Below are 14,436 nucleotides of genomic sequence, written 5' to 3'. Positions count from 1 at the left end.
CTTTGACCGACGAGCAGCTCGAGTTGCGATCGGCAGTTCGTCGCGCGATCGACGGTAGTAGCGGCTCTCGAATGTTTCTGCAGGACAGCGAATCAGGGACCATTCCTCACGACCCTGAGCTCTGGCAGGTGCTGAGCAAGGAGATCGGGGTCAGCGGCTTGTTGATACCGGCATCGGATGACGGACCTGAGGGCACCTTCGCCGACGCTGCGATCGTGGCAGCGGAGCTGGGGGCGAGTCTGTCGCCCGTACCGTTTCTCTCGACCGTTGCACTTGCCACGTCTGTGTTGCGCCTGACCGACAACAACGGACACGGCCCTGGCCTCCTCCGCCGGATCGGTGAAGGTGACACCATCGCAACCGTTGCCTGTTTCGACACGTCCGGGTCATGGGACGCATCGTCGCGGGACGTGTCCGCCACCAGCGAACCCGATGGTTGGACGCTGACCGGACGCAAGAGATTCGTCCTGGATGCAGGGATCTGCGATCTTGTCCTGCTGGCGGCCTCGACCCCTGACGGACCGAGACTGTTCGCGGTCGAAACCGCCGCGGCGAATGTCTCAGTCGATTGGAGTATCTCGCTCGACAAAACCCGAGCTTTCGGCTCCGTTGCTCTCGATGGCGCCCGCGCCGAAGTCGTCGAGATTGCCGACGACTTGGCAGAGATGTTCGACATCGCTCGGGCCATGGCTCTTGCGCTGCTCGCCGCGGAGCAGGTGGGTGCAGCGCAGCGTTGCCTCGACGGCGCGGTCGACTATTCCAAGCAGCGAATCCAGTTCGACCGGAAGATCGGCAGCTTTCAAGCGATCAAACACACCTTGGTGAATGTACTGTTGCGGGTCGAATTCGCCCGATCCGCCGCCGCCGAAGCCGTGGCGGCAGTAGACAAGTATTTGATCGACCCCGGGCCCGCGACCAGGAAGCAAATGGACCTGCTGTCGGCGATCGCGAAGTCGGTCTGCTCGGATGCGTTCATGTTCGCGGCCGACGAGACCCTGCACGTATACGGTGGCCTCGGGTTCACATGGGAACACGACTCCCATCTCTACTTCCGACGAGCAAAGGCTACCGAGTTGATGTTCGGATCACCTGCGGCGTACCGCGAAACGGTCGCGGCAACGGCCGGATTGATCGGTGCTCGATGAGTACGGTGTTGGTCGAGAGATCACTCGGCGTCGTCACTGTCACGATAGATCGCCCGAAACGTCGCAACGCCATCACCGGCGCAGTTGTCGAAGACCTGTTATACGCATTCGAGAAGATTGCGCGCACCCCGGCCGACCGTGCGGTGATATTGACCGGTGCGGGTGGTGCGTTCTGTTCGGGAATGGATTTGTCCGAGCCAGTGTCTCCGGACCCGTTGACATTCATGACCAGGGTCGGGCAGCTATGTACGGTGATCCACGACCTCCCCCGACCCGTCATCGCCAAAGTGAGTGGTGCGGCGATGGGATTTGGATGCAACCTGGCTCTGTGCTGCGACTTGGTCGTGGCGTCGCAGGATGCGATATTCGGCGAGATATTTGCCGACCGTGGCATCGCGCTCGACGGTGGCGCATCATGGTCGTTGCCACGCTTGATCGGCATCGCGAAAGCGAAAGAACTCGTGTTCTTCAGCCGCCGGGTGGAGGCTGACGAAGCGGAGCGAATCGGATTGATCAATCGAGTGGTGCCGGCGACCGAGATCGACAACGTTGTTGCTTCCTGGGCACAAGACCTTGCCGATGGTCCGACACTTGCTCTGTCGATGATGAAATCGGCTCTGAACAACTCGTTCGAGAGCTCGTTCAAGAGGGCCATCGATTCCGAATCCCTGAATCAAACGGTGGCATTCGGCACCTCTGAAGCCAGAGAGGCAGGTCGGGCGTTCGCACAGAAGCGGTCACCACAGTTCCGAGCCGACGAGAATCCTGGCTAGCGAACAGCGATGCCTGAATGGTCCGCGGGTACGATCAAGGAGTTAACGGTGCTCTTGAAGCGCGACACCCCCGCACCCGAGAGTTCGGCGAGCTTCTTGGCCAGATCCGTTCCTACGGAGAGTAACTCCGACGGTTCCACCACGTCATCGATGAGACCGGCCTTTAGTGCCGAGGGCGCATCGATCCGTTCGCCCGTCAAGCACCAACGACGAGCCTTGCCCAGGCCCACCCGGCTGATGAGCAAGGCGAGCGTCTCGGCGCCGACCCTGGCGCCCACACTCAACTGCGGGAACTGAAAATAGGCGTCGTCGCCCGCAAGTATGAGATCTGCCCGCAGAGCGAGCTCGGCTCCCCCGCCCACCGCCGCTCGTTGAACGCAGACGACAGACGGTGAAGCCGTCAGAATCTCACCAAACAATGACTTGAGACCGGTCACGTAAGCGCGGAACTCGTCCGTCGACAGCTTCGCCAGTTCGTCATGGTCACCGCCAGCGCAGAAGTTCCGGCCTTCGGCTGAAAACAGCAGAGTTTCTGACGCAGTAGACTTCTCGATGGCCGTTCGCAGTTCCATCACCATCTGAGGCCCCAGCGTATTGTTACGTTCGGCGTCGGACAACTGGATGTGCCGTATGCCGTCAGCAGAAGCGCACCGTATAACAGAGAAGTCTTGCGTACGAACGTGGTTCATTTCGTCGACCTGCTCCGTGCGAACTCGTGACGCCCAATGACCATCCTTAGAACTTCCGAGGTGCCTTCACCGATAGTAAAAGCTTGACAGTCCCGGAAGAACCGTTCGATCGGTACCTCACTCGTGAATCCGATTCCACCATGGAGATGTAGCGCACAGGCAGTGGTGTCAATGGCGACCTCAGATGCGAAGACTTTCGCGATAGCCGCCTCGGCCGTACATCTCTCGCCTGCATCGAACATGATCGCCGCACGTTCGGTCAACATACGCGCGCCGTCTAGCTTGATACGCATGTCGGCGATGGCGGCAAGAATCACGTCGTTGTCCGACAGCTTCCGCCCGAACGATACTCGCTCAGTCAAGAATTCAACCGCCGAGTCGAGTGCGCGCTGGGCAATACCCACGCACATAGCGGCAACTCCAGTGCGTCCGAACTCGACCATCGCCATCATCTGATAGAACCCCCGCCCGATGTCACCGAAGACATCGGCATCGGGGATGAAGCAGTTCTGGAGCGTGAAATGACCGACCCCTGCACCTTTGAGACCGAGAGTCTCGTAGGTGCCGCCGAAGTGAAATCCGGGATTGTCGCGCCTGACAACAAACATCGACATCGCGCGACGCGGTGGTCCATCGAGGTCGCTACGTGCGCCGACGATGATGAAGTCGGCCTTCGCCGCATTGTCGATGAGTCGCTTGGATCCCGACAAGAGCCAGCCGCCCTCCACCCGAACGGCTGTCGTTCGCAGCGACGCGGCATCTGAACCACCATGGGGTTCGGTCCAGGCAACTGCACCCATGGATCGACCTGTTGCGATGGCAGCGAGCAACTCTGCCTGCTGGGCAGGAGTGCCGAACTTCGTGAGCAAGATGCCGCTAAGATTTGTCCATGTCGCTGCCACCGCTGCCGTCGGCCATACCCTGGCGAGCTCTTCCTGCTGAATGCAGAACGCGCGCAGCCCTTCTCCGGTTCCGCCGAAATCAGCGGGCAGGGCTCGTCCAAAACAACCCGTCTCCGACATGGCCACCAGGGCAGCCGATGGGATAATGCCGGTCGTCTCGGTCTCGTTGACGAACGCGGACAGCCGGGATCCGGCCAGCTCCTGAATCCTCTCCCGCAATTCGGACAGATGGTTGGGTGTGATCGGATCGACCGTCATCGCTGGACGCCTCAGATCCTCTCGATGACGGTGGCGGTCGCCATGCCACCGCCGGTGCACATGGTAATCAGTCCTGTGCTCAGCCCACGACGCTCTAGTTCATCGAGGACCGTCTGAAACAACATCGGTCCGGTTGCGCCGATCGGATGACCGAGAGCGATTCCGCCGCCGTTCACGTTCACGCGGTCTTCGTCGATCTTCAGGTCCTTGATCACCTTCAGTGGCACGGCCGCGAACGCTTCGTTGATCTCCCACAGGTCGATGTCGGATACTGACATGCCGGCTTTGGCGAGGACTGCCTCCGAGGCAGGACCCGGGGCTGTCAGCATGATGACTGGGTCGGCGCCGGCGACAGCGACCGACGTAATACGGGCGCGGGCATTGAGGCCGTGGGTTTTCGCGTAGTCATCGGACGTCACGAGCACGGCGGATGCGCCGTCGACGACACCCGAGGAGTTTCCTGCGTGGTGTACGTGGTCGACAGCGGTGACCTCCGGGTAAACCTGCGAACACATCTGGTCGTATGTCAGGCCACCATCGCGTACTTTCGAACCCTGTCTCGCAAATGACGGGCTCAGAGAGGCCAGCGAGTCGACGGTCGTCCCGGCCCTGGGGTGTTCGTCGTGATCGATCGCGACATTGCCTTCGGCGTCCAAGATGGGAACGATACTGCGCTTGTGCCTGCCGGCGGCTTGCGCGATGGCCGTGAGGTCTTGACTGCGTGCTGCAAAAGCATCCACATCAGCCCGTGTAAAGCCCTCGCGCGTCGCGATCAAGTCAGCCGAGATCCCCTGCGGAACCAGCGGATAGATCTCCAACAAATGCCCGTTCCCGGCGGCCGTTGGGGTAGCAACCCCTCCGGGGTATCGGGACATCGATTCGACGCCACCTGCGACGACAACGTCTTGCCACCCCGACCTGATTCCCATGGCCGCGAACATGATCGCCTGTTGTCCCGACCCGCAGAAACGGTTCAGAGTCACGCCGGGGACTGTGACCGGCCACCCGGCCGCAAGGGCCGCCAACCGGCCGATGTCGTTGGCATGATCGCCGGACGGATCACCATTGCCGATGACGACATCCTCGACATCCTCCACCGCGACACCGGACTGTTCGATGAGCGCGTTGAGTACTTGCGCGAGAACTTCTTGCGGATGGATACCGTGAAGCCCGCCGGTCGCCTTGCCCTTTCCGCGCGGACTTCTGACGCCGTCGATGATCACTGCCTGCCGTGCCACTGCCACTCCTTTGTATGTCTGACCTAGCGCTCCCAACGGGACTGACGCCACGAACGGTCTGATCAAGATGAACTATTGCTACGAAAGTCACTTCAATCTCGCGCGATGACAGCTGGGTCGCCGGCCGTCCACCAGAGCTCGAGTGAGCGTTCACTGATCCGCCATCCGTCTCCGGTTCGCACCAGCGAGTCCGAGTACTGGCCGGCCAGGATGAAGTTCCACGATGGTTTCGCATTGTCTCTGAGGTGTTGGGCCTGCAGGTAACACACACAGGTTGCCGAGTCACCGTCGAGCAGGACCACGTGATTGGTGAGGATGTGCTGTGTCTGGGCAAGGTAGTCCATTCCGTCACTCACCTGTTCGATGATGGCGTCTACGCCCGTGCAGTCCGCGATGACCCCGTAGCGGGCAACCGCGTCAGGCGTGAAACACTCGCGTAACCGCTGCCAGTCCTTGGTGTCCAGCGCTGTGGCGTACCTGATGGTTACGTCCACAATCGCCTTCTCGTCGAGGAGCGCCATCAACTCGGTGTTCATAGCTGTCCTACATTGCTCGCATAGTGCTCGAGGAGCGGTGCCATGCTGGCCCCGACGTCCTCGGGGACGAGGTAACCTTGCTCGTCTAAAATTTCTGCTTCCCTGGCGGCGATGTTCTCGATCGTCGGGTTCGCCTCGAAGATGCCTTTCGTCTCGGCAATAAACACCTTGGTGACCAGGCCCCCAGCGGTTCCAAAGACCTGGCCCGTCACGTCGGTGTCCTCGTGGGAGAGCCACGCGACAACAGGTGACACTTTCGCGGCGTCGAGGACGTCGGCGCTCGCACCATCGAACAGTTGGCCGAGGAGGTTTTCCGTCATTCGGGTATGCGCGGCCGGGGAGATTGCATTTGCCGAGATCCCAAACTTGGCACCCTCGATCGATACCGTTCTGGTGAGCCCGACTATTCCGGCCTTCGCCGCGGAGTAGTTCGCCTGTCCGAAGTTCCCATACAGTCCCGCAGGGGATGCCGTGTTGACGAACCGGCCGTACCCTTTCGCCCGCATGTGGCCGAAAGCTGCTTGCGTGACGAGGAAGGTTCCCAGCAGGTGTACATCAAGAACGGCGCGAAAGTCGTTCGGCTTCACTTTGAGGAGTGATTTGTCGCGCAGAATGCCGGCGTTGTTCACGACGATGTCAACACCACCGAACGCCTCCAGCGCGGTCTCGATGAGTTCCGCCGCACCCGCGGGCGTCGATACCGAGTTCGCATCCGCTACTGCAGATCCCCCCAATGCGATGATCTCATCCGCGGCACGTTGAGCCGCACCGCGGTCGCTGCCATCACCGGTCACCGAGCCGCCGATATCGTTGATCACTACGTGTGCCCCTCGGGATGCGAACAATCTTGCGTGCTCGAATCCCAACCCACCTCCCGCCCCAGTGATGACGGCAACCCGACCGTCAAAGCGTTTCTCACTCAAAGGAATCGTTCTCCTCATGTTCTGCAGTACTGGGACAACTCAGTCATCGATGAGCGAGATTGCTCGCTCCGGGCAGTTCTGGACGGCTTCGCGGACCGCCCCAAGGAGGTTGTCGGGCACCACCTGATCCTCGATGTCGAGGAAGCCCTCGTCCCCCAACTCGAACAAATCCGGCGCGAATGCAACGCAGCGGCCATGTCCCGTGCAGTAGTTGCTGTCTACGCGGACAATCATGTCTACGGCTCCCAGCGCAGCGGCAGCGATGAAAGTCGCGTCACTGCCCAGCCCATACTTGGATTCAGGTCAGCGCCTTTCTCGATGCTGTAGTTCGGGATTCGCTTGTGCCACTCTTCGAGCGCGACGTTCAGCTCGAGCCGCGCAAGATGGGATCCGATGCAGCGATGGGGGCCGATTCCGAAGGCGATGTGCCGATTGGGCTTACGCGTAGGATCGAACTCGTCGGCGTCGGGAAACTCCTGCGGATCGCGATTGGCGGCCGAGATGAGGGTGACGACCCGATCATCCTTCTTGATCGGGCAGCCTTGCACGTCAGCGTCTTTCGCGGCAATCATTGTATGGGAAAGAACACTGAAACAGCGGAGGGCCTCTTCGACGGTGCCGGAGATCAAATCCGGGTCTTCGACGATCGACTGACGTAGTTCATCGTTTTCCGCCAGATGTTTGAACGTCCATCCCAGTTGGCTGGCCACTGTGTCGAGACCGGCCTGGAAGAACAGGTACGCAACCGCAACCTGCTCTTTGTGCGAAATCACCTCGCCGTCAACAGCCAGCTGACTGACCGCGGTCATGAAGTCGTCCTGTGGGTTCTCTTTGCGGTCCACCAGCGACTCCGCCAGGAAGGCAAGCACCTCTTGTTCAGCTTGTACGGCTGCCGAGATCGCTTGTTCGCTACCCATCATGGCCGAGAACGCGTTCACCCAACCCATCAGCTGGTCTCGATTCTCCTTGGGTAATCCCATCAACTCCATGAACACTGATGTAGGGAACTGCAACGCGAAATCGGTCACGAAGTCGCACGCGCCGTGTGGCTGAAATCCTTTGATCAACGTGATCGCAGTTTCCCGGACCGCGTCTTCCAGTTTCTTGATGGCTGAAGGCGCGAAGTACGGATCCAACGCGCGCCGCATCTTCGTATGATCAGGCGGATCGAGCTCCCCTGGCAGCATGCTGTAAGGGTCTCCCTCGGATAAGGGATGCGCCGATCCAACATTGGAGAAAACGTCCGGTGTGCGCAACGCGTTGTAGACCGAGTCGTAGTCGAGTAGGTACCACAGGGTGGATTTCTCGTCGACCGGATTCACGAAGTCACTTCGGAACACTGGTGTTTCGTCGCGAAGGCGACTAACTTCGTTCCAGGTATCTGCCTGCAGAGCCGGATGCGTGGAGTGCAGAAACCCTTCGCGAGCCGGTCCCGACGGATCCGTCTGGGCGGGGGACTTAGTATCCATGTTGTGAACTTCCTTGTACATCAATAGATCTCTGATGCTCCAGATGATGGGCATCTCGCGGCTGGAAGACAGAGGTATCGCCCACCTCAGCACAAGGCACGTAGATAGCGAGTATGTTGGCGTGCAGATACTCTAGTCTGCGACTAATCTACCCCTGTCGACGTGATTCAGGCAATAGTTCGCCGATTTCTCACAGCATTCGGCCAAGAACGTCCCCCTGGCGAGTCGCGTACGTGAGGCGGCGCGAAGCGTACGCATCACCGATCAAGTGCAAATGCTCTACTTTGCCCTCGAGCTCGGCATGCAGATGCGAATCCGAACGTGATCCACACGCGAGTACCACGCTGTCCACGTCCTCGAATGACGTGAGCGAGCCACCGTAGACGTCCTCCGTGTGCACGGTCCTGTCTTCGATCGCGGCCAATCGATGCATGGGTAGTAGTACGGTTCTAGCGGCGAACAAGCGTGCCATCGACGGCCCAATGTTGTACCGGCCAACCAAGGGAGCGAACTCAGCGGTCCGGTACACAATCGTCAGATCGTGTCCGCGCGACGACAACAGATCCGCAGTGCCCAACGGAGCCATGTGGTCGTCTTCGACGACCATCACGACTCTGTGACCGACACCTGCCGGGTTTCGCAGCACGTCGCGTACGTCCTTGACGTGCGCGGAGGTGATACCAGGAATGTCGAGCGGTGTGTGCGCGCGTGCCCCGGTGGCCACGACGACTTCGTCGACGTCGGCAGCAAGAACTGCCTCGGCGGTTGCCCGGCAACTCGTCTCCACTGTGACTCCCGCGCGTTCGATCCGAGTCGATTGGTAGTCGAGGTACCGGCCGAAGGCGTCCTGGTAAGGCATCCGGGCGGCGGTCAACAGTTGTCCTCCGAGTTGGGCTCCTTCTTCCCATAGAGCAACCCGATGACCGCGTTCTGCCGCTGTGGCCGCAACCTCGATACCTGCCGGGCCGCCGCCGATGACGAGTACATTCTTGGGTCGGGCCGCAGTGTCGACGACCAGTTGTTCCATACCAGCCCTGGGGTTCACGGCACATCCAAAACTGATGCCGTCCAAAGTGACGCGACTCAGGCAGTCGTTCGACGCCACACACGGCCGGATCTCGGCGACCCGCCCGGTTGCGGCCTTGTTCGCAAACTCGGGGTCGGCGATGTTCGACCGTACGATGCCCACGATGTCGGCGTGCCCAGATGCCACGATGTGTTCGGCGGCCTCGGGAGTCGTCACTCGACCGGTGTAGATCACCGGGCATCCGACCACCGCCTTCATCGTTCCCGCCATCTCGATCCAATGCTCGGTGTCGAAGTCCGGCAACGGGAGGTATGTGGTTTCGCCCCAGTTGTTCCCGACGTTGAGATGCAGATAGTCGACCAGCCCCCAACTGTCGATCAGCGCCAAGGACTCCCGAGCGATATCACTGTCATAGCCGCCCGCGATCCTTTCGTCCATGCAGATACGCGCGCCGAGCGTGAACTCTTTCCCGACGACGCCACGGATGACGGACAGAACCTCGTGCAGCAGGGTCAATCGAGAGGCGACGGATCCGCCGTATCTGTCGTCGCGATCGTTGGTCATCGGCGACATGAACCATTGCAGTAGATCGTCGTTGTTGGCGTGCAGTTCCGCGCCGTCGAGACCGGCCTCCCGCATCCGGCCGGCCGTGAACGCGTACTCGGCAACGATCTCGCCGATCTCTCCGGTGGTCAACGCATGTGGCACCCGGTTGTTGGCGAACCCGTGGGCTCGCTGACTGGGTCCGAACGGGGTTCCTCCCATAAACACGATCTGCATCGACGCGTACGCGCCTTCACTGTGCATCGCGTCGGCGAAGAGTCTCGCGCGCGGTACGAAGAGGTCGTTTCGGAACATGCCCTCCTTGGACGCACCCATCCCACTGGGCTCGAAACCGACCCCGACCGGGGTTCGCAGATGCATACTGCCGCCGCATACCCACGACGAACCTCCGCGAGCCTTCGCCTGGTAATACGCAATGAACCTGTCCGCCTCTGCAGACGTTCCCACCAGATTGCTATCGGCAAAGGCGTGGGTAGGCACCATGATCCGATTCTGCAACTGCATGGTCCCCACTCGGATCGGGCTGAACAGGTGGGGATAGTCGGTTCTGGTCATGCCTTCTGCCCTACCTTGGGTCGACTCTGACCTTGATCACTCGGCCGTTCGTGGATCGGCTCAGACGGCAGCTTCATGTCGCCAGAGGAGACGTGGTCGGGCCGCCAGATCACCCCGGATTTAGCCAGATCTTGCAGCTTCTTCTGGTCCAGTCCCCATTCACCCAACGCATCGGGGTCATGCGTTCCCGGCCGCGGCGACGGACCGGAAATCCCCGATGGCGTCCGTGAGAAACGCGGCGCCGGCGCCGGCTGGCTCTGCCCGGCCACGTCGACGAAACCCGCCCTAGCAGTAACCTGCTGATAATGGGGCACTTCGTGCATTTCGAGTACCGGAAAGACACACGCGTCGCTCCCTTCGAAGATTCGGGTCCACTCTTCCCGGCTTCGCTTTGCGAACTCGGTCGCGAAACGCGCTCGCTGTTGCGGCCACGACTTCGGATCCATTCGGCGAGGGAACTCAGACGCCTCGATTCGGAGTCCCTCGAGCAATAGTTTGTAGAACTGCGGTTCTAGGGCACCGACACTCATGTATTTGCCGTCGGCGGTCTTGTACGTGTCGTAGAACGGCGCACCACCGTCGAGGAGGTTGCTGCTCCGTTCATCGTTCCAGCTACCTGCATCTCGCATGCCGCGAACAGAGGCCATGAGCAGCGAGGCCCCGTCGATCATCGCTGCGTCGACTATTTGGCCGTGGCCGGAAAGGCTACGCTCGACCAAGGCCGATAGGATACCAACTGTCAGCAGCATTCCGCCGCCGCCGAAGTCCCCGACGAGGTTCAGGGCGGGCGTTGGCGGCGAGTCGGTTCGACCGGTCGAATGAAGCGCGCCCGCGACAGCAACGTAGTTGATATCGTGCCCAGCTCGCTCGGCCAACGGGCCGGCTTGACCCCAACCCGTCATACGTCCGACGATCAGCCTCGGATTGCGGCCGATCAGCATCTCCGGGTCGAGACCCAGCCGCTCCATGACGCCGGGCCTGAACCCCTCCACCACCACATCTGCCGGGTCGCAAAGGCTCAGAACGAGGTCGCGCCCCTCTGGCGATTTCAAATCGACCGCGATCGACTGACGTCCACGCCCCAATGGATCGAGCGCCGGATCGGGATAGCCCTCGACAGAGACTTTTTTGTTCGGGCGATCAACGCGCAACACGTCCGCACCCATGTCCGCAAGCATCATGCACGCAAAAGGCGCAGGCGCCGCGCTTGCAATCTCCAAGACCCGCAAGCCGCTGAGTGGCCCCATCGTATCTCCCTAGCTGTTGACCCCAAGGTGGCGTGCGATCGACTCCACCATTTGATGATCGTAATTTAGTCGTGGGCTCTATGATAGATCTTACGAGTAAGTTAGCCTTCGGAAGGCCCAAATCGACATGCACGCACCTCTCCAGGAGTCACCACGATGACGTTTGATCTCTCGGCCGTCGGAGCCACGTCCAAACCCACAACGATCAGTTGGGATTCCAAGGACTGCATTCTCTATGCGCTTGGAATCGGGGCCGGTACAGATGATCTCGCCTTCACCACAGAAAACACCAAGGACGTGGTGCAGGTCGCATACCCCACGATGGCGGTCACACTGGGTGTCGACTTCAGCGTGATGGCCAACCTCGGAACCATTGACTGGACCCGTCTGGTACACGCGGAGCAAGGCGTCGATCTCTTCCAACCGCTACCGGTGCAGGGCACCGCAACAGCAGTAACCAAAATCGCGAACGTGTGGGACAAGGGCAAAGCGGCCGTCATAGTCACCGAGACCACGGCAACAGACGACGCGAGCAGGAAGAAACTCTTCACTTCCCGCTCGTCGGTCTACATCAAGGGCGCCGGCGGCTTCGGCGGTGAACGCGGACCGGAGCGCAAAGCAACCAAGGAACTCGGCGAACCCGAAAACACAACAACATACGCGACTACCGCCGACCAGGCACTGCTGTACCGGCTCTCCGGGGATCGGAATCCGTTGCACTCTGATCCTTGGTTCGCAGAGAAGGCCGGATTTGAGCGACCCATCTTGCATGGGCTGTGCACCTACGGCATCACCGGACGGGCTGTGCTCGACGCAGCTGCCGACGGTGACCCAGCCAGGATTCGATCATTCTCCGGTCGATTCGCTCATCCGGTCATGCCGGGCGACACGCTTCACATCGAGACGTGGCCAAATGTGGATGGAACCGTTGAATTTCGGACCCGCATCGACGATGGCACCACCGTGCTGACCGGTTCTGCCGCGATCAGCTGAAGACCGCCGGGGGGGGGTGTCATGAGACAGCACGTCACCCCCGCGGCTCGACTTCAGAGCAGTTCGAGGATAGTGGCGTTCGCCATTCCGCCGCCTTCGCACATGGTCTGCAGTCCGTATCGGATACCGTTGTCGCGCATGTGGTTGATCAGCCCGGTCATCAACACTGCGCCGGATCCTCCGAGTGGATGACCAACGGCGATCGCGCCACCGAGGGGATTGACGAGCTTGGGGTCGGCGCACGTTTCTGCCATCCAGGCCAAAGGAACCGACGCGAATGCTTCGTTCACCTCGAAAGCACCGATGTCAGACAACTCGAGCCCGGACTTCGCTAACACCCTCGCAGTGGCAGGAATCGGCCCGGTCAACATCGTCACGGGATCGCTGCCAACCACCACCGACGTGTGAATCCGCACGATCGGGGCCAGTCCCAGCTCGTGCGCCTTCTCACTCGAGGTAACCAGAACAGCGCCGGAACCGTCCGCTATCTGCGACGAATTGCCTGCCGTGAACATTCCGTTCTCCTTTGAAAGCCGGCTTCAGCATCGCCATCTTTTCGATCGTGGACCCCTCCCGGATGCACTCGTCCACCTTGAAGACCGCCGAAGCATCCGCGACGTCCACAATCTGCGCCACCGACGCACCAGCGTCCCGGGCTGGGGCCGCGCGCTCATGAGACTGCAATGCGTACTCGTCCAGTTGAGTTCGGCTCAGCTCCCAATGGGCTGCAATCATTTCCGCGCCGAGACCTTGGTTGAACGTTGTCTGGTATCGAGCTGACAAACGATCCGACATAGGGAAGCCGTGACCGGACGTGACCGGGGAGCCCATGGGTACCCGAGTCATCGATTCCACGCCACCGGCAATCGCGATGTCATATTGCCCAGACACGACTCCGGCTGCAGCGAAGTGGACGGCCTGTTGGCTCGATCCACACTGGCGGTCCACGGTCGTCGCGGGGACGGACTCGGGCCAGCCGGCTGCGAGCACCGCATTTCGCCCCAGGTTCCCGCCCTGGTCCCCGATTTGGCTCACACATCCTCACACGACGTCGTCGATGACGTCAACGGGAATTCCTGCCCTCTCCACCAGGGCCTGCAGGACCAGCGCGGATACGTCCACCGGATGAATCTCGGCGAGGCTACCTTTTAGACGTGCCACGCCGGTCCGGACCGCTTCGACAATTACTGCATCACGCGTTCGTCAACTCCCATCGATGAGATACACGGTTGTGTACTCTATGAATAGATACTAGATATATAGACAATCAGCTGGTCGGTCGCGATCCCAGCACTTCACAGATGGACACCGCCAGCGATGGACCTTCGTCTCACCGAGCACGTTGTGATCGTCACGGGAGCCAGCCATGGACTCGGCCGGTCGATCGCGAATGTTCTCGCCGAAGAGGGCATGAAGGTTGTTGCCGTCGGCAGGGATACACCCGCGCTGACAAGCCTGGCAACTGAGCGAACCGACTCGATAGCACCCTTCGTGTGCGACATTTCCGACCTCGACGCCATCGCCGGGATCCCAGCCTTCGCGATAGCCCGGTTCGGCAGAGTCGATGCACTGGTGAACAACGCCGCGCAAGCCTCGAACACACCCCTGGCGGATCAGACGCTGGACGACTGGGAACAGATCTTTCGAGTGAACATCACAGCGCCGATGCTGCTCACACAGTCGGTGGGCACTCGCTTCATCGGGCAAGGTCGGGGAAAAGTCGTGAACATCGCATCGCTGGCAGGAATCACCGGCCGACGGGGCATGTCTGCGTACTCAGCGACAAAGGGCGCGCTTCTACGCTTCACCGAGTCGGTAGCCGACGAGTGGGCACGGCACAACGTCCAGGTCAATGCGATAGCGCCCGGGTCAATCGACACAGAGGCAATGCGCCGGGCTCGGCCTGACGCCGCCGACATCGCGGCAGTCACCAAACACATCCCGGCTCGGCGCCTTGGTGCACCAGCCGAAGTAGGCCGAGCGTGCGCCTTTCTCCTCTCGCCCCAAGCGGACTACATCACCGGAACGACAGTCGTCATCGACGGTGGCCTGCATGTCCACACTCGCCCATAATCCGGTGCGAACTCACGAAACTGCAAAAACAACTCTAATGCTGG

General features: G+C 60.7%; 13 protein-coding genes and 1 pseudogene. 4 read left to right on the top strand and 10 right to left on the bottom strand.

The features are described from left to right. The first annotated feature begins 2 nt into the window (after nucleotides 1-2). Nucleotides 3-1,145: an acyl-CoA dehydrogenase family protein gene (locus NWF22_RS16535; protein WP_160904370.1), complete on the top strand. Its 1,143-nt coding sequence runs from the start codon at nucleotides 3-5 to the stop codon at nucleotides 1,143-1,145. Beyond that, the gene (locus tag NWF22_RS16530; protein WP_160904371.1) at nucleotides 1,142-1,918 is read left to right on the top strand and encodes an enoyl-CoA hydratase/isomerase family protein; all 777 of its coding nucleotides are present in this window, start codon (nucleotides 1,142-1,144) and stop codon (nucleotides 1,916-1,918) included. Before NWF22_RS16535 ends, NWF22_RS16530 begins: the two co-directional genes overlap by 4 nt. Here NWF22_RS16530 and NWF22_RS16525 read toward each other — a convergent pair. From NWF22_RS16525 to NWF22_RS16485, 9 genes are all read right to left on the bottom strand, one after another. Next, nucleotides 1,915-2,496 (bottom strand): enoyl-CoA hydratase/isomerase family protein, encoded by a 582-nt coding sequence (locus tag NWF22_RS16525; RefSeq protein WP_258321177.1) that lies wholly within the window; start codon nucleotides 2,494-2,496, stop codon nucleotides 1,915-1,917. The genes NWF22_RS16530 and NWF22_RS16525 overlap by 4 nt on opposite strands. 107 nt (nucleotides 2,497-2,603) lie before the next feature. Further along, nucleotides 2,604-3,767, bottom strand: a complete 1,164-nt coding sequence (locus NWF22_RS16520; RefSeq protein ID WP_160904373.1) for an acyl-CoA dehydrogenase family protein — start codon at nucleotides 3,765-3,767, stop codon at nucleotides 2,604-2,606. A gap of 11 nt (nucleotides 3,768-3,778) precedes the next feature. Next, nucleotides 3,779-5,005, bottom strand: a complete 1,227-nt coding sequence (locus tag NWF22_RS16515; protein WP_258321176.1) for an acetyl-CoA C-acetyltransferase — start codon at nucleotides 5,003-5,005, stop codon at nucleotides 3,779-3,781. A gap of 92 nt (nucleotides 5,006-5,097) precedes the next feature. After that, nucleotides 5,098-5,541, bottom strand: a complete 444-nt coding sequence (locus tag NWF22_RS16510) for a nuclear transport factor 2 family protein (RefSeq protein WP_160904374.1) — start codon at nucleotides 5,539-5,541, stop codon at nucleotides 5,098-5,100. Next, on the bottom strand, nucleotides 5,538-6,482 hold the full coding sequence (locus NWF22_RS16505) for an SDR family NAD(P)-dependent oxidoreductase (protein ID WP_233752062.1): 945 nt from the start codon (nucleotides 6,480-6,482) through the stop codon (nucleotides 5,538-5,540). The genes NWF22_RS16510 and NWF22_RS16505 overlap by 4 nt, the downstream gene beginning before the upstream one ends. Nucleotides 6,483-6,503: 21 nt before the next feature. Further along, entirely contained in the window at nucleotides 6,504-6,698 is a 195-nt protein-coding gene (locus tag NWF22_RS16500; protein WP_160904376.1) for a ferredoxin, read from the bottom strand. Between the two features lie 2 nt (nucleotides 6,699-6,700). Then, nucleotides 6,701-7,933, bottom strand: coding sequence for a cytochrome P450 (locus NWF22_RS16495; protein ID WP_160904377.1), 1,233 nt, complete (start codon nucleotides 7,931-7,933; stop codon nucleotides 6,701-6,703). 190 nt (nucleotides 7,934-8,123) lie between these two features. Beyond that, the gene (locus NWF22_RS16490; RefSeq protein WP_160904378.1) at nucleotides 8,124-10,079 is read right to left on the bottom strand and encodes an oxidoreductase; all 1,956 of its coding nucleotides are present in this window, start codon (nucleotides 10,077-10,079) and stop codon (nucleotides 8,124-8,126) included. After that, nucleotides 10,076-11,326, bottom strand: coding sequence for a CaiB/BaiF CoA transferase family protein (locus tag NWF22_RS16485; protein ID WP_160904379.1), 1,251 nt, complete (start codon nucleotides 11,324-11,326; stop codon nucleotides 10,076-10,078). Before NWF22_RS16485 ends, NWF22_RS16490 begins: the two co-directional genes overlap by 4 nt. A gap of 156 nt (nucleotides 11,327-11,482) precedes the next feature. On the opposite strand from NWF22_RS16485, the gene NWF22_RS16480 reads away from it, so the two are divergent. Next, nucleotides 11,483-12,319 (top strand): MaoC/PaaZ C-terminal domain-containing protein, encoded by an 837-nt coding sequence (locus NWF22_RS16480; protein WP_160904380.1) that lies wholly within the window; start codon nucleotides 11,483-11,485, stop codon nucleotides 12,317-12,319. Between the two features lie 53 nt (nucleotides 12,320-12,372). Here the strand turns inward: NWF22_RS16480 and NWF22_RS16475 are convergent. After that, nucleotides 12,373-13,504 (bottom strand): annotated as a pseudogene (locus NWF22_RS16475) (thiolase family protein). 132 nt (nucleotides 13,505-13,636) lie between these two features. Here NWF22_RS16475 and NWF22_RS16470 point away from each other — a divergent pair. Then, entirely contained in the window at nucleotides 13,637-14,392 is a 756-nt protein-coding gene (locus NWF22_RS16470) for an SDR family NAD(P)-dependent oxidoreductase (protein ID WP_160904381.1), read from the top strand. Nucleotides 14,393-14,436 lie beyond the last annotated feature (44 nt).

The organism is Gordonia mangrovi, from assembly GCF_024734075.1.
In the GTDB taxonomy this organism is placed as follows: domain Bacteria; phylum Actinomycetota; class Actinomycetes; order Mycobacteriales; family Mycobacteriaceae; genus Gordonia; species Gordonia mangrovi.
This window is presented reverse-complemented; position numbering and strand designations above follow the sequence as displayed.